The sequence below is a fragment of the Chitinophaga eiseniae genome, from assembly GCF_012641265.1.
GTDB lineage: Bacteria > Bacteroidota > Bacteroidia > Chitinophagales > Chitinophagaceae > Chitinophaga > Chitinophaga eiseniae_A.
In genome coordinates, this window is record NZ_JABAHZ010000004.1 from 257,864 (window position 1) to 281,230 (window position 23,367).

The following is a 23,367-nucleotide window of genomic DNA, read 5'->3' on the forward strand; positions in this document are numbered from 1 at the left end:
GGCGATGAATTGGCCCTTAAAAATGTATTTTCTCGCCAAGGCGCAAAGCAGCAAAGGATTTAAAAGAAGAAGAGAGCGAATTTTAAGCCCGCAAAGCGGGGAGATTATAGCATCTTCCGTTGTGTGTTATAGAATCTCCCTGCTTTGCGGGCTTAAAACTCGCCTCAATCTCCGCTTCTTTGCTGCTTAGCGCCTTGGCGAGAAAAATATCCTTTTAGTATCTTTCCTGGTCCTTTAGTTTTTGCGATAACTCCTGCACCTGTTTGTTTAGTTGAATGATGTACAGCATTTGTTCCTCTACTTTCTGCAACAGGAGCTTATTCATTTCGCCAAGATCAATTCCCTCTTCTTTTACCTGTTGGGTAGTGGGGATGCCAGGAAGGTGTTTGTTTTGTTCAATAAAATCAGCTACTTCATTGATAGCGGGTAGTTGATAATCTTTGTTAAATACAAAGTCCGCCCAGCTTTCCTGGGTTACTTTTACCCGGCGGGTGCCGATAGTACCTTCCACAGCAAGTTTATATCCTTTTGAATTAGGGGTGCCAATGGCTACGTTGCCATCGCCGGTTACTTTGAGTTGTACGCCCAGGTTATTTTGAAGCGTCATTAAATCCCACGCAGTACTTGCTGCGTTATGTACCTGCAAGCCCCGCTTGGTAGTGCCTTCCGTTTCTGCGGCATTGCCGGGGCCAAAGAAAACTACCGGTGCAGTGGATTTCATGATGCCGCTGGCACTGATCGTCAACAACCGCCCATTCGGATTGGCGCTTACATTAGTATTTACAAAGTTAAATCCCCGGATACCTGTATTGAGATTAAAGTTGACGCCGTCATCATTTACACCTATTCCCAGGTTATAGCCGGATGTACAGCTGCCGGTTCCGAAAAGAAACTGTTGATTATCACTTATAATATGCAGGCGGGCAGCAGGGGCTGGCGGTGCACCACCAGCATCTAACCCTATTCCAACATTTCCATTTGGTGCGATATTCATATCGGTTTTATTTACTGTTCCTCCTAACAGTAAACCGTAGTTAGTGAGGCCATATACTTGCACAATGGACCTTGTAAAACCAATACTATAAGCCTGGCCACCAAAGCTGCCGTCTACTCCCAGCTTAAAGAATTTTTTTACATTCAGCGTATCCATCTGGGCATACAACTGGGCAACCAGGAATAGGGCAAACAGTGTTGCGAAAACTTTCTTCATAGATATTCATGTTTAGTGATAAATAATTCAATCCGGGAAACAAAAGAGGCTAAGGGGCACCATCTGCTGATGGGTATAGGTTTATACTACAGGGTTACCACAACTGGAACAGCCTTCGATCACAGAATAACGGCGTGAAAATAGCGAAAATCCTTACAACAAAAAAGGATGACACATTCATGTGCCATCCCGTGGAAAACGTGTTATTGAAGCCTGTTAGCGGACGTATGTTAACGCCGCATTTTCCTTCGCAGCAGCTAAGCGGTGATAAAAAACATACGAGCCAAACAGGAGTATATAAGCCACAGATATGGCCGCCCATTGCGGCATCGGATCACCTACCGCCATACCGGAATACATGGCGCCGGTAAAATCGAAGAACAGCCCTGCATAAGCCCACTCTTTCAGGCGGGGGAAACGCGGAACCAGTATGGCTACAACGCCCAGTATCTTGGCCAGTCCCAGGAAAGGGGAGAGATAAGCAGGATAGCCCAGGTGTTTGAATACGGTGAGCGCCTCGGGAGTACTGAGTAGATCAGGAATAGCACCCAGCAAGGTGAGCGCAGATAATATACCTGTGAAAATCCAGTAAGTAATTTTTGTCTTTTTCATATTTGTCAGCTATTTGATGAGGTGTGATGAACGATACAAAAGTACTTTCCTGCTTTGAAGAACGCCGGGGCGTACACGACTTAAAAAGGGTTGATTCCGACAATCTTTTGTCTTAGATTTGGAATATGAAACAGATATCCATTCTCGTTCCCAGGGGGGCGGTAGCCCTCAGTTGTATTGAAGGCTCTTTTGTAGCTTTTACCAAGGCAAACGATTTTTTGGAGAGCTTAGGCCGTCCACCGCTGTTTAAGGTACAGCTGGTGGGGCTAACGAATGAGGCGCAGGTATACGATCGTTTATTTAAAGTAACGCCGGATACTACCATTTCGCAGGCGCCGGCTTCTGACCTGATCATCATTCCGGCGGTGAATGGGGAGCGGGCGGATGTTATAGAACAGAACAAGGAGTTTTATCCGTGGATAGTGGCCCAGCACCAGAAAGGTACCGAGGTAGCCAGCCTTTGTGTGGGCGCTTTTTTACTGGCCTCTACGGGCTTACTGAAAGGCCGGCGTTGCTCTACGCATTGGCTGGCAGCAGATGAGTTCAGGGGCATGTTTCCCGATATAGAACTGGTGTCGGAGAAGATCATTACCGATGAAAACGGCATCTATTCCAGCGGGGGGGCCAATTCATTCTGGAACCTGTTGCTGTATATCCTGGAAAAATATACCGACCGTGATATGGCCATTTTAGCGGCTAAATATTTTGAGATAGAAATAGACCGGAACAACCAGTCTTTCTTCACCATATTCAAAGGGCAGCGGGAACACCAGGATGAATCAGTGAAGGCGGCGCAGGAGTTTATTGAGCAAAACTTCCAGGAGAAGATCACGGTGGAACAGCTGTCGTCCATGTTTGCAGTGGGACGCCGGAGTTTGGAAAGACGTTTCAAAAAAGCAACTAACAATACGGTGTCAGAATATATTCAACGGGTAAAAGTAGAAGTAGCAAAGAAAGGATTTGAAAGCAGCCGGAAAAATATTAATGAGGTGATGTGGGAGGTTGGTTATTCTGATACAAAGGCTTTCAGGACTATTTTTAAGAAAACCACCGGATTGTCGCCATTAGAATATAGAAATAAATACAACAAGGCGGTTGCCAGGTAAGCGATTTAATGGTCATGATTGGAAGGAACAGAAAATAATTTCTGCCACCGGCCTTCCAATACGCCTCTCAACATGCTGCATAGTTCCTGGAAAGTATTAGGTTTGGTCAGAAATAGTTTGGCGCCCAAACGGAGGGCATCTTCCATATCCTCTTTCATGTCGGAAGTACTGAGAATGATGATGTTGGTTAGCTTATGCTGCAGGATCTTTTTCAGCTCAATTAAACATTCCCGACCATTCATCAGGGGCATGTTAAAGTCGAGGAAGATGTAGTCGTATTCAGGCTGCGGACTTTTCTCTTCCTGGAATAAGGCGAGGGCTTGTATACCACTGTCACACACCTGTGTTTCTATTACTGGTGAGATATTATTGATGGCTTCCTGGAAGAAGTTCCGGTCATCCGCATCGTCATCGATAATCATTATTTTTTGTGGTTTCATCATAATGGCTAAAATTTAAGATACTGGATTTCCATTCTATTTTGCTGGCGGGAAATATGAAAGTAAACAAAAATGTGAGAGTAGTCGAATTAATTATTTCGTAATACATACGGCAGACCTGGGATGGGCGGATGCGCATACGCCAGGATGTTGCCGGGGTGCGCCGATAACGCATGAAAACGCCATATAATCACCTGGCAGAACCATTCACTTGTGAGCCGGTAAATGAATGATATGAAGATATTTCAACAAGCTATACAACTACATCCGAGAAAGCGGGGCTTTCACCTCATCACGTCTGAGTTAGTGCAGGCATTTCCCCGCCTGTCGGAAATTAAAGCCGGTATGCTGCAGGTATTTATCCAGCATACTTCTGCATCGTTGACGCTGAACGAAAATGCAGACCCTACCGTGCGGATGGATTTTGAAACCTGGTTTAACAAAGCGGTGCCGGAGAATGATCCTGATTACCGTCATAATGACGAAGGACCGGATGATATGCCCGCTCATCTGAAAGCGGCCCTGTTGGGTAGTGCTGTCATGATTCCTATCCATAACGGGAGGTTGGCATTAGGTACCTGGCAGGGCGTTTACTTATGCGAGCACCGTAGCTATGGAGGCGCCCGCAATTTATTGCTCACGGCCTGGGGAGAATAGCGCTCAGCTCAGCGCATCATGGAAGATGATACCCAGGGTGTGCCTTTGTCCGCTTAATACCGGGCTTACGCCATGCTTCATATTTACCCGGTAGTATCCTTTGCTGCCTTTAGCAGGACGGAAATTAGTGGTGAAAATGAGCAGGTCGCCTTGCCCGGGACGTAGCACATTGGCTTTTGACTGTGCCCTGGGAATTTGTTCGGTCAATACGAATTCACCTCCCGTATAATCTTCTCCCGGTTCATTCAAAAAAATAACCAGCTGCATCGGGAAATAAATATCGCCGTATAAATCCTGGTGCAGGGTATTGAATCCGCCGACGCCGTATTTTAATATAAGCACCGTGGGCTGTGTTTGACCATGGGCGTGGCAATATGCTTTCAGATCTGCATGTGTAGCCGGAAACCGGGAGGGTAACTGCAACAATTCCATCCACTTGTTGGCTACTGGCGCAATAAAAGGATATACTGTTTCCCGGATGCTGTTGATGAGGCCGGGCAGGGGATATTGGAAATATTTATATTCTCCTTTGCCAAAACGATAACGTTCCATGACAATCGTTTTGCGATAGGTATGATCAGCCTGATAAGCATTGATAAGCGTTTCACATTCTTTGGGCGTAAGCACCCGGTTCACTATTGCATATCCCTGTTCCAGCAATTGCGCCGTCGTATCCGGCCAGGCATGTGCCTGCAATCTTTCCGTAATCGTTTTCATCTGTTTATCATTTAATGTGAAGTAAAATTAGTCGTAACAGGACGGCGGGAAAACCCGGTTCTTGCGGTCTTGTAAAGTTGGGAGATGGTATTATTACAAGTATGCGTGGTGTTTTTTAGACAACCTGTTTGACGGGGGAACATTAAGTTGTAACGTTGCGGAAGTTTAAAAAACAATGAGATGTTGAAGGTAGCTATCCTGAGTGATATTCATGGAAATCTGCCTGCATTGCAGGCAGTATTGGAAGATATAGACCAGTTTGGGGCCGACCAGGTTTATTGCCTGGGAGATCTGACAGATGCAGCACCCTGGCATAACGAAGTAATTGAGCTGGTAAGACGGCGGCGTATCCCGGTTATCATGGGGAATCACGATGAACGTATTGCCTTTGATCACCCGGTGCTGCCGCTGAGTAAACATGGCAAAGAAGAACGGGAGGCCCGTATTAAAGCCATTGCTCATACCAAGACAACGATTACCGCCAACAACCGCGCTTTCCTGGGGAGTTTGCCAGGGCACCTGCGACTTGTTTTTGAATCCTTTACGTTGTTGCTCGTACATGGAAGCCCCCGCAGCAATGATGAGTACCTGTATGAACAACATGATGAAAATGATATCCTGGATATGATGGCAGCACACCAGGCCGATGTGTTGATTACGGGGCATACACACCTGTCGTATGTGCGGCCTTTGTCTGCCCCCGGAAAGATGATCATCAATGCAGGATCGGTGGGGAGGTCGAAGGAAACGGATCGTTTAGCGGCTTATCTCCAACTAACGATTACACCGGAAGCGATTACGCCGGTGATCCGCAAGATCGCTTACCCGGTGGGTGATACGGTGATGGCTATCCGACAAAGCCCGATACCGGATTTTTATGCTGAATTTTTAGCGGGATGATATTAGTATCTTTGATATCCTAAATCATACGTATGGAAGCCACGCCACGGGATTACAGCAGTATTAGCCCCACAGCCAGAGCGCTGTTGTTACTGAAAGGGATGACCGCTATCCCATTTATGAAAGAAGCGGCACAGCTGATCCTGTCGCCCGACCCTTACACACCCGATTTCAACAGCAGGGACCTGGCTATGTGGGCCGGGGTATTACATTTCGAGGATCGTTACTGGAGTATTGACCAGTTGCTGGCGGGATTGCCCCTGCGGAATATCCTGGAGCTATCGTCTGGTTTTTCTTTCCGTGGATTAGCGATGATGCAGCAGCCGGGTTATTATTATGTGGATACCGACCTGCCTGATATCATCCGGCTCAAGAAGCAGCTGGTGGCCGCTTTAGATTCGGTGTCTACCGGAGGTACAATGGAGCTGTTGCCGTTAAATGCTTTGGATGAAGCGGCGTTTTCACAGGTGGTAGCGCATTTCCCGGCGGGAGAGCTGGCGATTGTTAACGAAGGGTTGCTGATGTACCTCAATACCATGGAGAAGGAGCAGCTGTGCGGTATTATCCGCCGGGTGCTGGAGCAACGTGGTGGATACTGGATCACCGGAGATATTTATATCAAGACAGATGAGCGGAAGATGGATATGCAGCGTAGCAAGGAGTGGCAGGAGTTTTACCGGCAGCATCAGATCCACGAAAACAAGTTTGATAGTTTTGACCAGGCGGAATCTTTTTTCAACAGTATGGGATTTGTGGTAGATAAGATGGCGGTGCGGGAACATGCGCGTTTAACGGCACTTCCCCGGCTGCTGGATGTAGCTACAGAAGAACAGTTGCAGCAAATGCGCAGTGTAGGGCGTGCCAGGGCCACCTGGCGGCTGAAGTTAGCGATGTAGGCGGTGCTAAGCCATTACTACCAGTTCTTTCAGCGTAGTGTATAGTTGTTCGATATTTACTGGTTTACTTAAAAATCCGTCGGCGCCCGCGGCGGTGACTTCTTCTTTTACTTCATTAAAACTGTTACCGGATACCAGGATAAAAGGTATCTGTCTTAGTTTTTTATCTGCCTTGAATTGCGCCAGCATTTCCACGCCGCCAACATGCGGCATGATCATATCCATGAGGATGGCATCCGGTTCATGGATGCGGGCTTTGGTAAGGCCCTGGGGGCCGGTATCGGCCAATATTACTTCCACGCCGAGTCGTTTGAGGGCGAGGGAAAAAGCGAGGTGGTTCAGTGGGTCATCATCTACTACCAATACTTTCATACCATTCAGGCGGCCATAGTCGATGTTGTTGCCGGCACTAAGCGGAGGAGTAGAGGCTTCCAGGGGCATTACCAGCGTAAAGATGCTACCACCTTCAGGATTATCGGCAGCGGTCAGATCGCCTCCCATCATCCGGGCGATATGCCTGGCAATAGGCAGGCCGAGACCACTGGATTCCGTATGTTGTCCCATTTCCGTGACATAGGGGTCGAAGATATGTTCTTTCCTGTCGACCGGGATGCCCCTGCCCTGGTCGGTAACAGAGAAGATCAGCTGTTGATTTTTGACAACGGCTTTCACGGTGATAATGGAGCGTACTTTGGTAAACTTGATCGCATTACTCAGCAGGTTGGTGATGATGGTGCGCAGCTTGGATTTATCAGCCAGGATATATTCAGGTACCTGGTCGCTGAAGGCGATATTGATATGTACGGATCTTCTTTTAGCGAGGTATTCGTAGGTATCGCAGAGTTGCAGGATCCAGTCGGTGAAGTGGAAGGGTGATTTGTTGATTTCATCTTTCCCGGCTTCAATCCTGGACCATCCCAGTGCGTTGCTGATGACCAGCTGCATATCCTGGCAGGCGAAGTGTACTGCTTCCAGGTGAGCGATGCCTACCTGCACGGTTCTTTTTTCTTTGTCGGCCGTTTCAATATAGTTTTGGAGAATGCTGTTGACCACATTGAGGGGAGACCTTATTTCGTGGGTAGTTTCCCGCACATAAATCCGCATGGCCTGGTTGGTTTTGTCAAGTTGGTTTACCAATGCCTGCAACTGTTGATTCCGGAAGCGGCTTTCTTTAGTGAAGTAATAGAGTGCGGTACCATTGAGAAAGGTGGCAGCAAATATAGCGAGCCAGTGGAGGGCATCGTTGGATGCCTTGTCCAGCGGAAGGCCGGTAATGACCGGGTACCGGTAGTTTAATTCTACCAGTAGTATGGCGGCGGCACTTGCCGTGATAACAAGGACTTGTAGTAATGCGGTATTAAAAACAAGGAATACGCAGAATACCAGGAAGGGGGCAAACAGATAGATCTGGGAAGCGGGGCCCAGCAATATGCCAAAGTACCAGATGGCCAGGCTGTGCAGGAGAAACATCAGCTGCTGCCCGTATTCAGGCCTGCTATACCTGGTTACCAGTAATACTGATAGGAATAAGGCACTTTCTGTCATGGCCGGGTACAGAATGATTTTGTAACCCGTCATATAATATAATATGCAGCCCAGTGCAAAGGCCAGTAAACTGGCGCCAATGGCCAGTGAATTAATAATGGAAACCACTCTTGCGGTGGGGTCGTCCGTTTTATTCACATCAGTATAATAGTGCTCGGTCCCGGGTAATACATTTTTCATAATCCTGTTTTTTTCCAGGTTGATTGTTTCAAATCGGGGCAGGTTTTTCATTTTGCCGCATTCAAGGTAGAGGAATGCAGATTATCAATTGTAAATTCTTTGTTAACAACATACTTATTTTGGAGTAAGTTTAAAGGGAGCCGGGGAAGATTTTCACAAGAAACGCACATTTTTACCTGGGTTATGAACATTGCATCATATCTGCAAAATACACTACATACAGGGGGTTGTTTCTTAAATGATTTGTCCGCATTACTGTTGCCCCATGTTTTTATCGTACGCCTTTTTTTACTACATTTAATGCGCCCGCAGATGGGCAGTACTACCTATATTCCAGGTACTGTTTCCGCGATAGCTTTGCGTGACCACATGTTATCCGCTTATACCAGGCATATCACTTTGTTGATACTGATGATCGTATTTATCAGTGCCCACACTTGCGGGCAGGTCCTGACGCTCCATAATACCGACAGTATATATACCGTAACATACCCCGCGCTGTTCCGCGATGCAGGTGGTAACATGAACATTACTGCGGTGCAGTCGGCCCCGTTTGCCCCTTCGCGGCAGGCGGTGGTAGCCCTGGGTGTAACTACCGACGCCGCCTGGGTTTATTTTGATGTGGTTAATCAAACCGGGCGGGATAACTGGTGCGTAGAAGTAGCGGCGCCGGTGTTGCATACGGTGGATGTATATATTAAGGATATCACCGGCGCCCGGCATATGCAGGTGGCCGTGGATGATCATGGGTTTGCAGCACGGCCGGTGAAAGTAAATGACCTGATCTTTCCGCTGCACCTGGCGCCGGATACGGTTACCCGTATCTACCTGCGGGTAACCAGCCACAATACCCTGCGCATCCCGGTGCGCATCGCCACAATGGAGCGGTTGTATGAAACCAACCATCGTATCGATTTCGGGAATGGATTTTATTTTGGCCTGATGGTTACCCTAACGGTGTATAACCTGTTTGTATTTCTGTTGTTGAAAGACCTCACTTACCTTTATTATGCAGGATATATTTTCTTCAGTGCCATCTTACAGTTGATATGGAATGGATACCTGTTGGATTTCTTCCCGGGCAATCCTTTTAATGCGGTGACCCTGGCCTGTGCGGTTGCCATGATTTTCAGTGTACTGTTCACCAATGCTTTTTTGCAGACCGCCCGCGACCTGCCACATATTTACCGCTGGCAGCCCTGGCTGATTGGATTGCTCTGTATTCCCGTACTGTTGCTGATCAGAGGCGGGCCTACCTGGAGTTACCGGGCGTTCCAATGCGAGATGTTCGGAATTTTTATTTTCTGGCTTTACGCGGGTATCATGAGTTGGCGCAAGGGGTATCATCCTGCCAGGTACTACCTGCTGGCATTTGCCTCCCTGGTGGTGATCAGCGTTATTTTTAATGGGCGCGACAATGGCTGGCTACCTGATCATAGCTTTTCCGTGCTGGCGCTACAAACTGGGTCATGCCTGGAAGCATTGATTTTATCATTTGCCCTGGCGGTGAAGCTGAATCGCTATAAGCAGGAAAAAGAAAAGACCCAGGCAATGGCGCTGGCACAGGCCAATACTTTTTCGCGCGACCTGATTACCATGCAGGAAATGGAACGGAAAAGAGTTGCCTCTGAACTGCACGACAGCGTAGGGCAACAACTGATATTGCTGAAGAACAGAACCCTTTCCCTGCGAGGGCATGCCGACGAACCCGTACAGCGGCTGTCGCATGACCTGGGACAGGATATAGGCGATGTATTGCAGGAGATCAGGGATATTTCCTATTCACTGCGCCCTTACCAGATGGATATGCTGGGGTTAACAGAATCGGTGAAAAGCCTGGCTGCCGATATGATGGAAGCTGCTGGTATCGATTGTACCATCGTGGTGGATAATATTGACCAGGTGTTGGGCAGGGAACATGAAATGAACCTGTACAGGATTGTGCAGGAAGTGCTGAATAATATTGTAAAACATGCCGGCGCCTCCCTGGCAGTTATCAGTGTTCGCCAGGAGCCTGATCAGCTGGAAATTATCATCCGGGATAATGGCAAAGGTTTTTCTCCGGATACAAAAGTAAAGGGCCTGGGGCTAACCAGTATCCGGGAGCGCGTGGCGCTACTGGAGGGCAATCTGGGCATTACCCCCTATCTGCCATCAGGAACAGTTGTTAAAATAATCATACCGGTAAAACCATGAGTACAGTAAATATTTTAATTGCAGATGATCACCCTATTTTTTTAAAGGGATTGAAAGAAGTAGTGGAAGCAGGCAATCACCTGCAGGTGATTTACCAGGCAGCAAACGGACAAGACGCTATACAGGGAGTGACGACCAAATCGGTAGATGTGGTGATTCTCGACATAGATATGCCTGTTAAAAATGGTTTGCAGGCGGCCGTGGAAATATTGCAGTTAAAACCGGAGATGCCGGTCATTTTATTGACCATGCATAAAGCAAAAGATGCGTTTTTAAAAGCACTGGATATAGGGGTGATGGGATATGTGCTGAAGGAAAATGCCGTGGTAGATATTATGTATGCAATAGAAGCGGTGCTTCGCGGACACTCCTATATCAGCCCGGAGATGACCTCCTTTTTACTGGCGCAGAAGCGCAGCCGGCAACCGGCGATGGATAATGTAACCACTTTACTCACTTCTTCCGAAATAAAAATATTAAAGATGGTGGGAGAATATAAGAGTACGAAAGAGATAGCAGACGAATTATATATCAGTGAAAAAACGGTGTCCAACCACCGGATGAACATCACCAAAAAATTGCAGTTGACGGGGAAGAATAGCCTGCTCCGGTTTGCAATTGAGTGGAAACAATAACGTATGCGCATAGGTAGCTGTACCCGGTTTATATTCCTGCTGCTGGCAGTCCTCTTTTTTCTGCCGCCTGTTGCAAAGGGGGCAGGAGTATCGTTGTTGGAAAACAGGGGTGTATACCCGGTGCGGGACATTTCCTATTACATGGATAATAGCCGGCAAATGGACATCACGGCGGTGTTGCAGCATGCCGGTCATTTTCGCCGGGTTCCTTCCACATTGCTATCTTTACATACCACCGCAGCCGCAGTATGGGTAAAGATCAGCATAGATAACCGTACCACCGATACCTCCTGGTATTTGCAGCTGACCAGCCCCCCGGTGATGCAGGAAGTGACGTTGTATGAATTAACACAGCGGCAACCCAGTCGTATTTTCCATCTCTCCGAAAACAATAAGACATTAAATCAAACGATTATCCCGCTGCGGCCTGCGGCAGGCGCCACTACGGACTATTACCTCCGGATACGGGGTGATAATATGGTACGGCTGTCTATGGTGGTGGCAGATATACAAACATTGTATGAGCGCAATCACCGGCAGGACGTGCTGAATGGCATTGTGCTGGGCGTGCTGGCGGCGTTTATGGTATACAATATTTTCATTTTTCTCCTGTTAAAAGAGCCGGCTTATTTCTTTTATGTGGGCGGTGTTTTTTGCTGGGGGCTGAACCTCGCTTTTTATAATGGATATCTTCCGCTGATTGCTCAAACGCCAGGCTGGATGAACAGCGCTTCGGTGCTGATTCCGGTCAGTACGTTTTTTAGTATCTGGTTTACCAACGCTTTTTTACAGACAAAAATATATGCTTACCGTTTTTACCAGCTGGGTTGGTGGCTGACAGGCATCCTGGCCATCCCGCTGTCATTAGGGGTATTGGGATATTGGGCGGCAGGTTTCACTGTGATCCAATGGATCATGTATCCGTTCTTTTTTTATTGGATAGGAGCGGGAGTGGTTAGTTACCGTCGGGGATTTATTCCTGCAGGCTATTACCTGGCCGGCTTTGGCGCTTTTGTGCTGGGAAATACGATCAACAACCTGAAAGACCTGGATATATTGCCGGATGTTTTCCTCACCCGCACCAGTATGCATTGGGGAGCCATTGCAGAAGCATTTATCCTGTCGCTCGCACTGGCGCAGAAATTTAATTATTATAAACAGAAGGAAGAAAAAATCCGGCGGGCGGCACTGAAGTTGGCAATCACCTTTTCTCACGACCTGATACAGGCACAGGAGAAAGAGCGAAAGCGTATCGCTGCTGAATTACATGATAGCCTGGGGCAAAAGCTGATACTGATTAAGCATAAATTGCTGCTGGCACGGAAGCAGGGCATTGATTTACCAGAGGATCAGTTTTCAGGGAATGTAGGTGCTATTATACAGGAGGTGAGAAATATTTCCTATTCGCTGCGTCCTTACCAGATCGACCTGATGGGGCTCACGCACGCGTTGCAAAGCCTGGCGGATGAACAGGCCGCTGCAGCAGGTATCACTTGTCATTTGTCGATAGACCCCATAGATGGACTTTTTTCGCCGGATAATGAAATCAATATTTACCGGGTTGTGCAGACACTTTTACAACAGGCGTTGCCCCCAGCGCCAATGGTAAACGCTTTTTCGCTGATCTTACGCAAAACGAATGAAGAAGTACATTTATTTTTTACGCCAGATCCATATGTACCTATGGAGGACGATACGCTGTTGAGGGATATACGTGAACGGGTGAGTATATTACAGGGCCGTTTCCTGGTGCATGCCAGCGGCTATGATATGTCGTTGCCGGTAGTGCCCTGGTGACCATAGGTATTGCTGCCTATATAATTAAATAGTAATGCCCATTTCCCGGGCAGGGAGGCAGCATTACTTTTGTGGTACAGTAATTCTGAAGATATGGCACAATTACGGTTCAACGTTTTTAAACAGGCGCACAAAGGTCTGAGGCTTTTATTAAACGATACCATACAGGCAATTCAACAAACAGATTTTTCTATACCGGCGGAAGGAAATGCGTGTATAGCCACCATAAAAACTACCCTGCAACTGTTTCACGTACATGCGGGCCTGGAAGACCAGGATGTATTTCCCATGCTGTCGCAAATAGCGTCTGCCGTGGTAGCGCACTTCGAAAAGGAGCATGAAAAGGATGAAGCGCTGATCATGAATCTCCATAAAACTTTTGAAGCGTATGAGTTGGCGGATAGCCCGGAAGCGCTGCTGGCAGCAGGTAATACGCTGTTGCATGAATTCATTGCCTTCACAGTTTTTAACCTGGAACATATGAGCCAGGAAGAATGCCTGCTGAATCCTTTTTTATGGTCGCAGTATACCGATGAAGAAATACTGGCAGTTGCCACTGCCGCCGTGAAGAAAATACCTCCGGCCAAAAACGATCTCTTTATTCCCTGGATGCTGAAAGGTAACAGCAATAAAGAAGTAGCGCAATGGCTGCAGCGGGTAAAGGAAAGTGCGCCGGCGCCTGCGTATGAGCGCCTGTATGCCACCGCCATACAAACACTGGACGGTAGCAGGATGCAGCATATCACCGCTGTCATGGAGGGATGATATAGGTAGTGTTGCCTATATAAATGATCACTAACGCTTATGATAGGACGGTAAGACTTCCGCTAAATTTGTGTCACTGATAATTAAATCATCAACGATGAGACGCCCCATATTAACAGGTATTTTCCTGCTGGCCATGATGGCCTGCCGCCACCGGCCAACAGAACAGCCGGAGCCGGTTGTGCCCCAAACCTATACTTCTTTTGGCGATAGTGCTATTGCTTATGCACACCCTACAGCTATTGACCTGGATAAAGACGGTGCACTGGACTTCACCGTGATGATACCACTGGTAATGGAGAATGGGCGTAGCGAGATGCGGTTTGTAGTAGTGCCCGCCCTTGGCAACAGTACATTACTGAACGGCAATTTACCTGTGAGCTATGCCGCGGGAGAACGGGCGCCGTTAACCGACCAGTCGCCTTTGGTATGGGCCACGCATCAGTCGCCGGTACTGGTAGCGAAAATACATGATCCCGCTACCCAGCTTGCGCATTGGGAGGGTGTATGGAAGCAGCAATATAAACGTTCGCTGGCCGTGCGGATAAAGAAGAATGATAACATCTATTTTGGATGGATACGTTTTTCTTATGCAGGAGGCGACCAGGAGGCGATCATCCTGCATGACGCAGCGATCGCTACCAAGCCAGGTCTAATGCCCAAAGCACTTTAAGAACCCCCATTATACTGAGCTTAAAAAAGCGTGATGAACAACTACTACCCCAAAACAGCCGGCCTGTTGTGCTTAACTGCGCTCCTATGGTTGGGCGCCTGTAAAAAATCAGGTAACGATACACCCGACAACAGCGGGTCTGAACAACTGGCCTATAAAGCAGTAGGCATAGTGAAAAACGCAGATGGCAGCCCGGTAAGCGGCGCGAAGGTAAGAGCCGTGAATCCTGTATTACTGGATGCTTCAGCAGATGTATTTACAGATGCCAAAGGCGCTTATATTACCCCTAAACTGGACCTGGGCGGCTGGTATCTGTATGCATGGAAAGAGCAGGAATATGAAGGATATACCTACCATCTGCGTGTAGCGCCCGAAGACGACGACTACAATCCCTTCAGTATTGACAAGGGAGGAAAGGTAAAGCATTTTAAACTGCGGCTAACCGGCCGTATCAAAGATATACCGAAGTCGGAAAATATGCCGGATCAGGGCTATTATGGTGGCACCCTGCAATTTGTAAACCTGGGATTGGAAGCGTTTAAGAAAATGCCGGTCAACACCCCGGTGAAAATTATACTGACGCCACTTCCCGGTAGTAAGTTACTGGATGGATCAGCGCCGGCGGTAGTGGAAAAAACGTTTACAATTGCAGAAGGAGAGGATAATTACTGGATTACAGATATTCCGCAATGCAAGTATATTATCACTGCGAGGTCTGGTAATAAAGTGATCCGGTTAACCGACCATCGTGATATCTACGGAGAGGAACCGTATAAAAATTCCCTCAGTTGGATGTTTAAACCGGCAGCCTCGGCTTCTTATGCCGGCGGCTTGAAAGGCAATTCAGATAAACCTTTTTATATGGATTTAGAGTAAGCACTGCGCATCGTCAGGGCATAACCCCAAGATAAAGGACCTCCCTCTCGCAGGGCAGGTCCTTTTATAATGTATACGGTCATGCATGGTAATGGCAATTTTTTATTATCTTGCTACCCTCAACGGAATTTTTTATGCATCGCATTTATTCAAGTACACCTCCTCCTGCTGTTGTTGTTGTGGTACCCGCACAATAACCAGCGTTCTTTTGCTTAGCAGCTGTGCCTGTTGCAGGTAGCAGTGTGTTCATTTTGTATCTAAGTCAGTCAGACCTGGTTATTCTTCGTGCCCCTGTATTTTCTCTTTTTATTGTTTTTAAACGAAAATAATGACCAGGTATATATTCATGGTTTTTGCCGGTGCATGCAGCTTCGGCATCCTTTCTACATTTGTAAAACTGGCTTACCGGGAGGGGTATGCCGCTGCAGAGATATCCGTCACACAAGCCTTTACAGGCATGCTGGTGTTATGGGTTCTTACATTCATTTATCAACGGAGTAAAGAAAAGCTGAGTGGGCGGGATTGGCGCTGGTTGCTGTTTACCGGCGCCACCATTGGGCTCACCAGCTTTGTATATTATGTATCGGTAGCGTATATACCGGCTTCCATAGCCATTATCCTGCTGATGCAATTTACCTGGATAGGGTTGTTGCTCGACTGGATCATTTTCGGAAAACGTCCATCGGGCCTGCAATGGCTCACTGCGGGTCTTATCTTGCTGGGAACCTGGCTGGCCAGCGGTTTGGCCAGTGGGCGTATGGAAGCGTTGTCGGTAAAAGGGCTGGCCTATGCCGGCGCCTCCGCCGTACTGTATGCCATTTACGTGATCGCCAATAGCCGGGTGGCCAAACAGCTGCATCCGTTGCGGAAGAGCGCCATTATCATGACCGGATCTACAATGGGCGTGCTATTGGTAAATGCGTCGGCGCTGGCAGTGAGCACACATTTTAATGTGGGCCTTATCAAATGGGCCTTGTTCCTGTCGCTGTTCGGTACGATCATTCCACCGTTGCTGTTTGCGCGGGGAATTCCCAAAGTAGGCGCAGGTATCAGTGCTGTTATCATGACAGCTGAACTGCCAGTTGCTATTATTTGTTCGCATTTATTGCTGGCGGAGCCGGTAAATGGCGTGCAATGGGCGGGAGTAGTGGTGATGCTGCTGGCCATGTTGTTGCTGAATGCGCATTATTTCAGGCGTTGATGAGAGTGGGGCAAGCCATTGGCTTGCCCCACTTTGTTTATCGCGACATTACTACGATCAATGCCAGTGCCAGTCCATAATCTTTAAACTCGCTACGCATGACCTGCAGGGATTTTCCCATATGTTTTTCTACAGCTTTCACAGAAATGCCTAAACGTTCTGCAATTTCTTTGTGGCTGAGGTGTTCACGGCGACTGAGTAAAAATACCTGCCGGCTGCGTTCTGTTAATTTATCCAGTGCCCGTTCCAGTTGCTGTTCCAGCAGTTTTACATCGTAGGTGTTGGCGGTTTCTGTTATTTTATCTGTGGGGAGATGTTGATGATGTTGCTGGTGCAACAGCGAATTCCTGATCTCATTGAATATCCTGTTGCGCAGCGCGCCGTACAGGTATGCTTTTATATTTTTTATCTCCCCCAGGGTATGGCGGTTTTTATATAGTGCAATAAAAATATCCTGAAGCATATCTTCCAGCAGATGCGGTACCGGAAACTTGTTGTAGGCATGATGATACAGGTCGGCAGCATAGCGCTGATACAAGGTTTCGAAGGCCTTGTTGTCATTGTTCGCCAGTAATATAACTAGTGCTTCATCCTGTAATGCAATATACTCGGTCATTCTTTCCCACTTATGCCGGCAAGGTCAGATGGCCGGCTATGCTTGAAGGCATAAGATATAAAAAAAAGGGGGCAACGTATCAAACCCGCAAAAAATAAATTTTAAAAAAGGGGTAGGGTAGGATGACAGTGAGGTGTCTACAGCATCAGACAACCAAAATAAATGAGTGATCAACAACTGATTGGATTACTGGAAAAATACCTGCGGGGTAACTGTACAGCGGAAGAGAAAGTCGCGCTGGAGGCCTGGTATGAAGGGTATAGGGCCGCGAAGCCGGCAGATGGTGAGCCGGCATCGCCTAACTTATTGGCAGTGTATGATGACATCACCGGCCGGCTAAAAAAGGAAGGTGACTGGGTGGAAACACCGGTGCGTACCCTCACTCACCGGTGGTGGCGTATTGCTGCGGCCGTTTTAGTGCTGGTAACAGCCATCGGTATCTGGAAATATTATCCCCGTCCTGCGCGGCAGTTAGCCCTCGATACAGCCGAAGGTGTCCGGAAACAAGCCACCCTGGCCGATGGTACACAGGTTTGGATGAACGTGGGTAGTCACCTGCGCTACCCTGCCAATATGGGCAAGAGCCGGGAAGTGTACCTGGAGGGAGAAGCTTTTTTTGCGGTCACTAAAAACGATGCCCAACCTTTTATTATTCATACCGATGATATGCAAGTACAGGTGTTGGGCACCCGTTTCAACATAAAAGCCTATACCGGCGACGAATCGCTGGAAGCTACGCTGGTGGAAGGACGTATTGCCATCGGTCACCAGGAGCATCTGCTTAACCTGGATGCCGGCGAAAAATTAACGCTGAAAAAGAAAACCGCTTCTTTCCGGCAACCGCTGGGCAGCCGCGTACTGGATTGGGGCGACCGGATCGCTATCGTGGAAAAAATGGCGCAGGCAACCGATCAAACCAATACCAGCGAACTGGTATGGATGGACAACAAGCTGGCATTTAAAGACAAGTCCTTCCCTGAACTGGCCAGGCTGATGAGCCGCTGGTATAACCGCAAAATTATACTGACGGATACTTTCCCGGCAGACTACCGGTTTAAGGGCACTTTTAAAAAGGAAACAGTAGAAGAAGTATTGAATGCGTTACAAATAACAGCTGATTTCAAGTATACGGTCAGAGGAGATTCCATCTTCCTGCATCACTAAATCAACCAAATCATAAAAAAAATCACGCCATGAAAAATTTTACCTGGGTTCCACCTAAGTGGCCATAGTCACTCCTTCCGCCAAGAGAAAGGGACGCGTGCGGCGTCCCTTCCAGCCAAACATGGAATGAAACAAGTAAATCCGTGCGGGATGTCATTGTTTCAAATGTCTAACGTTCAATTTCAAAAGTATGAAAAAAACGCTGTGTTTAAAAACAGCCCGTTCCAACTATTTAGCGCGAAAAACATTCCTGTGTATGAAGCTTTGCCTGATTCTCATAACTGCTGCTGTTTTACAGGTGCGTGCAGAGGCTTATTCACAAAGCAAGTTTACACTCAACAGCCGGCAGATAGCACTGCATAAGCTGTTGGAGTGGGTGGAAACGAAAAGTGATTACCGTTTCCTCTACAACTACAAAACTTTTCCGAAGGATGAAAAGGTAGATGTAAACTTCAAAGATGCCACCCTGCCGGAAATCCTGGACCAGGTACTCACTAAAAATTTCAGATACCGGATGCTGGAGGGCGGACTGGTAGCCATTTCGGAAAGCACCGCCGATATCACCGTAAAAGGTAAGGTAACTGCCGAAAACGGACAGGAACTACCCGGCGTAAGCATACAGCTGAAAGGTACCAGTCGCGGTACCGCCACCGATGTAGATGGTAACTTTACCATGACCGTACCGGAAAACGGTGTACTCCTGGTATCATTCCTGGGATACCAGGCCGTTGAAGTGCCAGTAAAAGGGATGAAGCAACTACCGGTGATCAGGCTGAAGCCTTCCGAAGCAGGCCTGAACGAAGTGGTAGTACTGGGATACGGTCAGAAGCAAACCCGCCAGAGTATTACCGGCGCGGTGTCCAGTGTACAAACCAAGGAACTGAAACAAAGCCCTGTCGCCAATTTATCGAATGCACTGGCGGGGCGCCTGCCAGGGCTCATCACCGCGCAGCATTCCGGACGCCCCGGTGGCGACGATGCCCAACTGTTTATTCGTGGTATCAGCACCATCGGCGCTACCAATCCCCTGGTGGTAATCGATGGATTGCCCCGCGGCGATGCCAACATCGGGCAGCTGGACCCCAACGAAGTAGAATCGGTGTCTATCCTGAAAGACGCTTCCTCTACTGCACTATACGGTATACAGGGCGCTAACGGTATTGTGCTGGTTACCACCAAACGCGGTAAAGACGGTCCTCCCAATATCCAGGTGAATATGCAATATGCCTTGCAGCAACCCACTAATTTCCCCCGCTTCCTGAGCGCTTATCAATCCGGCGTACTGGAAAATGAAGCGGCCAAAAATGATGGACTGCCGCCCGTATTTTCAGACCAGGAACTGGAATATTATAAAACAGGACTGAAACCCTATGATTATCCCAATACTGATTGGTACGCGGAAATGATCCGGAAAAACTCACCGCAAAAAACTGCCAACATCAATATTGGCGGTGGTTCTAAGTATGTGAAGTATTTTGTTTCGGGCTCCTACCTGCGGCAGGAACCTATTTACCGCCGGGCCAACGAAAATATCTACAGTGTAAAGTATAAATATGACCGTTTCAACTTTCGCTCTAACGTGGATATTACGCTCGACAAAAACACGGACCTGCAGGTAGACCTGGCCTCCCGGCTGGAGAATAGAACGGGTCCTTCCAGCGATCGTAACAACAATGAGTTCCTTTGGGTAGTATTGTCGCAGATGACCAACCGGCTTACACCCCGGCTCAATCCCAATGGTACCATTGCTTCCGGCACTATGCGGGAAGACTTTTATAATCCCTATGGTATGCTCACCCGCGGCGGCTACCTCGATGCCTACTGGCATAGCACCAATGGCAGCGTGGCCATGACGCGTAAACTGGACTTCATCACACCCGGGCTGAAAGTAAAGGGACTGTTTACTTTTGAAAACTATGGCGACATCAACTTCGCCCTGGACCAGGAGTTTGACTCCTATCGTTATAAGTCGGTGCCCGGCAGTGATGGTATATACACCCAACACCGCAAAGCTACCAGCCTGCAACGTTCCGGCTATTCCAGCGGCGAAAGGTATTACTATTACGATCTCAAACTGACATATGACCGCGATTTTGGTAAACACTCCATTAGCGGTTTATACTTATTTAACCGTAATTACCGGTCCCAATCCGGCAACCTGCCAAGGGTATATGAAGGATTTGTAGGAAGGATTGCTTACAATTATGCGGCTAAATATTACCTCGAATTCAACGCCGGCTACAATGGTTCTGAAAACTTTCCTCCAGGTAAACGATATGGCTTTTTCCCGGCCATTTCCGCCGCCTGGATATTGAGCAGTGAAGAGTTCATGAAGCATCAGTCGGCCTTCAGTTTCCTGAAAATGCGTTTCTCGCATGGCTACGTAGGTAATGACCAGATAGGCGGCGACCGTTGGTTGTATATGTCTGATTACGCCCGTGGTGGCGGTTTTACTTTTGGTAGTGTAGCGTCTTCTGTTGGCGGATATTATGAGAACAGGATTGGCAATACCGCCATCACCTGGGAGAAAGCCGCCAAAACCAACCTGGGAATAGAAACGGGTTTCATGAAAGATAAGCTGAAGTTTTCGGTAGACATCTTCAATGAGCTGCGTAAAGATATTCTCACGTATGCCGGTACCATTCCTGCTTACATGGGTATCACTGCTTCGCTCAACAGGAATATGGGACGCATCCGGAATAAAGGGATAGAAGCGGAGCTGAACCTGTATACCAATATTCACCAGGTAGGTGTTTTCTCGAAACTGAATTACCAGTATGTGAAAAACAGGATATTGGAGCTGGACGAGCCCAAACTGGCCTACCCCTACCAGAGTGCCGTGGGCAATCCTATTGGCTACGACCTGGGGTATGTAGCAGAAGGATTGTTCCAGAGCCAGGATGAAATCAACAAGAGCGCGAAGCAGACTTTTTCGCCCGTGATACCGGGAGATATCAAATACAAGGACCTTAACAACGACGGTAAAATAGACGAGGCCGACAGAACCATGTTGCCGATGATGAATGTACCCACCAGCTACTTCGGCGCCACGTTGGGCTTCGACTATAAGGGGCTGGATGTAAGCGTATTGTTCCAGGGGGCAGGTGGTGGACGCCAGATCTTTTCTGCACAGCTGACCGCCAACTACCGCGAAAGCTTCCGTCCTTTTCATGAAGGCCGCTGGACACCAGAGAATGCCGCCAATGCTACCTTTCCGGCATTGCACCTTACAGAAGCCAATATGGCCAACAACTTTGTGTCGTCTACCTACTGGATACGGAAAACAGATTACGTGAAATTAAAGAATGCCGAAATAGGTTACCGCTTACCTGCAAGCTGGTTGAAGCGGGTGAAGATGAAAAGTGTACGTATATACGTGAATGGTATGAACCTCGTCAGCTGGGACAATGTGAAAGAATTGGGTATTGATCCGGAGTCCAATACTGGTGGGCGTTGGGGATGGCAACCTTATCCCATTATGCGGGTATACAATGCCGGTGTGACGATCAATCTTTAATCATCTGCGATAAAATATAACCATGAGAACGTTCTTACTTAAAACAGGAATCGCAGCGGTGCTGGCGTTATGTGTAACTGCCTGCGGAAAAAATTACCTTGATAGAAAGCCCAGCGACCTGATTACCGAGAAGGAAGTATTTTCCAATATCGAAAACGCCGAGGGGTTTGTGAATAACATTTACACGAGCTTACCTAATATTTTCAAGCCTGGCGCCGCCTGGGGGCTGAGCAGTGCTACCGATGAAACCAACCAGGCGAACGACTCCTATGCCGGCAGCTTTAATACCGGTTCCATGAGTCCTTCTAATTTTCCGTTGCAAAGCTGGTGGGGCGATTACTTCGGTAAAATACGCGCGTGCAACAAATTCCTGGCGCAGTATAGCCTGGTGCCGGAAGACCCGAACTATCCGCAGCGCCGCTCCCGTTTAAAAGGAGAAGTGCTGCTATTGCGTGCCTTCTATTACTTTGAGCTGATGCGCTCTTTTGGTGGCGTGCCGTTGTTGCTGGAAGAAAAGAATCCTTTCGACAACCCATCCGGTATTTATTTCAAGCGCAACAGCATCGATGAAGTGACCGCTGCTGTTATCAAGGATTTGCAGGATGCTGCGGCGTTGTTGCCGGTCACCTATAATGAACGTCCTTCCAATTGGGGACGGGCGTCCAAAATGATTGCCATGGCCCTGGAAGGAAGGGTGCGACTGTTTTATGCCAGTCCGCTTTTTAACCCGGGTAATACAGCGGGCCGTTGGGAAGCTGCAGCTGTAGCTTGCAGGGCGGCATTAGACACAGCTATCGCCAACGGCTATACGTTGAACGACAACTACAGCGATATTTTTACGCAGTATTTCAACCGGGAAGTAATCTGGAGCCGTGGTGCTCCCGGCGCATTTGGCGATGGCGGTATAGACCGGGAGATGAACCCCCGTAGCGCCAATGGGTATGGCAATATTACGCCGTTGCAGGAGTTGGTAGATGATTATGAGATGAAGGCAACCGGGTTACCTATTACAGATCCGGTTTCCGGTTACAGTGCGCAACGGCCTTACGATGGCAGGGATCCTCGCTTTTATGCCACCATCCTGTATCCTGGCTGCAGCTGGAAAGGAAAGGTACTGGACCCTAATGGTGCCGATGCGCCCCGCTCCGGGCAGATAGCCACCAACTACTGGCCACGTAAATACCTGCTGCCTTCTGTAGACCTGTTTGCCGGTACCGGCGCCAGCGACCGTAAGTGGGTATTGATCCGCACAGCGGAGTTGTATCTCAATTACGCAGAAGCACAAAATGAAGCCGCAGGCCCGAGTGGCGATGTATACAACGCGCTCAACGCGATCCGTAGCCGGGCCGGTATGCCTGCTTATAGCGGAGGTGATCAGGCCACGCTGCGGGCTAAGATCCGTCATGAAAGAAGGATAGAGCTGGCCCTGGAAGATCACCGTTTCTGGGATGTACGTCGCTGGAAAATAGCGGAAGTGGTAGATAACAAAGAAGTACATGGCGTAGCGGTAAGTGGCACCGGTAACATCACCTATACTTACCCGGTTATCCGGAAGAGAGTATTTGATCCGGCGAAGAACTACTGGCTGCCCATTCCACAGAGTGAAATAGATAAGGTCAGCGGCCAGAATCCTGAATTCAGGCAAAATCCGGGTTGGTAACTGT

20 protein-coding genes are annotated in these 23,367 nt (G+C 48.2%); 14 read left to right on the forward strand and 6 right to left on the reverse strand.

The window, feature by feature from the left end; all coding sequences use genetic code 11:
• Positions 1-214: 214 nt before the first annotated feature.
• Both HGH91_RS18155 and HGH91_RS18160 read right to left on the reverse strand, forming a co-directional pair.
• On the reverse strand, positions 215-1,210 hold the full coding sequence (locus HGH91_RS18155) for a hypothetical protein (RefSeq protein ID WP_168740223.1): 996 nt from the start codon (positions 1,208-1,210) through the stop codon (positions 215-217).
• Between the two features lie 216 nt (positions 1,211-1,426).
• Complete coding sequence (locus HGH91_RS18160) at positions 1,427-1,822, reverse strand: DoxX family protein (RefSeq protein WP_168740224.1); 396 nt, start codon at positions 1,820-1,822, stop codon at positions 1,427-1,429.
• A gap of 125 nt (positions 1,823-1,947) precedes the next feature.
• Between HGH91_RS18160 and HGH91_RS18165 the strand changes: the two genes are divergently transcribed.
• Entirely contained in the window at positions 1,948-2,928 is a 981-nt protein-coding gene (locus HGH91_RS18165) for a GlxA family transcriptional regulator (protein WP_168740225.1), read from the forward strand.
• A gap of 5 nt (positions 2,929-2,933) precedes the next feature.
• On the opposite strand, the gene HGH91_RS18170 is transcribed toward HGH91_RS18165, so the two are convergent.
• The gene (locus HGH91_RS18170; protein ID WP_168740226.1) at positions 2,934-3,371 is read right to left on the reverse strand and encodes a response regulator; all 438 of its coding nucleotides are present in this window, start codon (positions 3,369-3,371) and stop codon (positions 2,934-2,936) included.
• A gap of 237 nt (positions 3,372-3,608) precedes the next feature.
• Here HGH91_RS18170 and HGH91_RS18175 point away from each other — a divergent pair, with 237 nt between their 5' ends.
• Complete coding sequence (locus HGH91_RS18175) at positions 3,609-4,025, forward strand: secondary thiamine-phosphate synthase enzyme YjbQ (protein WP_410493805.1); 417 nt, start codon at positions 3,609-3,611, stop codon at positions 4,023-4,025.
• Between the two features lie 3 nt (positions 4,026-4,028).
• Here the strand turns inward: HGH91_RS18175 and HGH91_RS18180 are convergent, their stop codons facing one another.
• On the reverse strand, positions 4,029-4,742 hold the full coding sequence (locus HGH91_RS18180; RefSeq protein WP_168740228.1) for a 2OG-Fe(II) oxygenase: 714 nt from the start codon (positions 4,740-4,742) through the stop codon (positions 4,029-4,031).
• 180 nt (positions 4,743-4,922) lie between these two features.
• Between HGH91_RS18180 and HGH91_RS18185 the strand changes: the two genes are divergently transcribed.
• Complete coding sequence (locus tag HGH91_RS18185) at positions 4,923-5,642, forward strand: metallophosphoesterase family protein (protein WP_168740229.1); 720 nt, start codon at positions 4,923-4,925, stop codon at positions 5,640-5,642.
• Between the two features lie 32 nt (positions 5,643-5,674).
• Complete coding sequence (locus tag HGH91_RS18190) at positions 5,675-6,538, forward strand: hypothetical protein (protein ID WP_168740230.1); 864 nt, start codon at positions 5,675-5,677, stop codon at positions 6,536-6,538.
• A 6-nt stretch (positions 6,539-6,544) separates the two neighbouring features.
• Here the strand turns inward: HGH91_RS18190 and HGH91_RS18195 are convergent, their stop codons facing one another.
• The gene (locus HGH91_RS18195) at positions 6,545-8,263 is read right to left on the reverse strand and encodes an ATP-binding protein (protein ID WP_168740231.1); all 1,719 of its coding nucleotides are present in this window, start codon (positions 8,261-8,263) and stop codon (positions 6,545-6,547) included.
• A 300-nt stretch (positions 8,264-8,563) separates the two neighbouring features.
• Between HGH91_RS18195 and HGH91_RS18200 the strand changes: the two genes are divergently transcribed.
• The 7 genes from HGH91_RS18200 to HGH91_RS18230 all read left to right on the forward strand — a co-directional run bounded on the left by HGH91_RS18200 (position 8,564) and on the right by HGH91_RS18230 (position 16,406).
• Entirely contained in the window at positions 8,564-10,459 is a 1,896-nt protein-coding gene (locus HGH91_RS18200) for a 7TM diverse intracellular signaling domain-containing protein (protein WP_211092348.1), read from the forward strand.
• Complete coding sequence (locus HGH91_RS18205) at positions 10,456-11,094, forward strand: response regulator (RefSeq protein WP_168740233.1); 639 nt, start codon at positions 10,456-10,458, stop codon at positions 11,092-11,094. The genes HGH91_RS18200 and HGH91_RS18205 overlap by 4 nt, the downstream gene beginning before the upstream one ends.
• A 3-nt stretch (positions 11,095-11,097) precedes the next feature.
• Positions 11,098-12,891, forward strand: a complete 1,794-nt coding sequence (locus tag HGH91_RS18210; protein WP_168740234.1) for a 7TM diverse intracellular signaling domain-containing protein — start codon at positions 11,098-11,100, stop codon at positions 12,889-12,891.
• Positions 12,892-12,984: 93 nt separating this feature from the next.
• The gene (locus tag HGH91_RS18215) at positions 12,985-13,656 is read left to right on the forward strand and encodes a hemerythrin domain-containing protein (protein ID WP_168740235.1); all 672 of its coding nucleotides are present in this window, start codon (positions 12,985-12,987) and stop codon (positions 13,654-13,656) included.
• A 97-nt stretch (positions 13,657-13,753) separates the two neighbouring features.
• Positions 13,754-14,329, forward strand: a complete 576-nt coding sequence (locus HGH91_RS18220) for a hypothetical protein (RefSeq protein ID WP_168740236.1) — start codon at positions 13,754-13,756, stop codon at positions 14,327-14,329.
• A 33-nt stretch (positions 14,330-14,362) separates the two neighbouring features.
• Positions 14,363-15,205: a carboxypeptidase-like regulatory domain-containing protein gene (locus HGH91_RS18225; protein WP_168740237.1), complete on the forward strand. Its 843-nt coding sequence runs from the start codon at positions 14,363-14,365 to the stop codon at positions 15,203-15,205.
• 328 nt (positions 15,206-15,533) lie between these two features.
• Positions 15,534-16,406, forward strand: a complete 873-nt coding sequence (locus tag HGH91_RS18230; protein WP_168740238.1) for an EamA family transporter — start codon at positions 15,534-15,536, stop codon at positions 16,404-16,406.
• 37 nt (positions 16,407-16,443) lie between these two features.
• Here the strand turns inward: HGH91_RS18230 and HGH91_RS18235 are convergent, their stop codons facing one another.
• Positions 16,444-17,022 carry an RNA polymerase sigma-70 factor gene (locus HGH91_RS18235; RefSeq protein WP_168740239.1) on the reverse strand — a complete coding sequence of 193 codons (579 nt, stop codon included), beginning with the start codon at positions 17,020-17,022 and terminating at the stop codon, positions 16,444-16,446.
• A 162-nt stretch (positions 17,023-17,184) separates the two neighbouring features.
• Here HGH91_RS18235 and HGH91_RS18240 point away from each other — a divergent pair, with 162 nt between their 5' ends.
• The 3 genes from HGH91_RS18240 to HGH91_RS18250 all read left to right on the forward strand — a co-directional run bounded on the left by HGH91_RS18240 (position 17,185) and on the right by HGH91_RS18250 (position 23,363).
• Positions 17,185-18,186, forward strand: coding sequence for a FecR family protein (locus HGH91_RS18240; protein ID WP_168740240.1), 1,002 nt, complete (start codon positions 17,185-17,187; stop codon positions 18,184-18,186).
• Between the two features lie 256 nt (positions 18,187-18,442).
• Positions 18,443-21,703, forward strand: coding sequence for a SusC/RagA family TonB-linked outer membrane protein (locus HGH91_RS18245; RefSeq protein WP_168740241.1), 3,261 nt, complete (start codon positions 18,443-18,445; stop codon positions 21,701-21,703).
• A 22-nt stretch (positions 21,704-21,725) separates the two neighbouring features.
• Complete coding sequence (locus HGH91_RS18250) at positions 21,726-23,363, forward strand: RagB/SusD family nutrient uptake outer membrane protein (protein ID WP_168740242.1); 1,638 nt, start codon at positions 21,726-21,728, stop codon at positions 23,361-23,363.
• Positions 23,364-23,367: the final 4 nt, after the last annotated feature.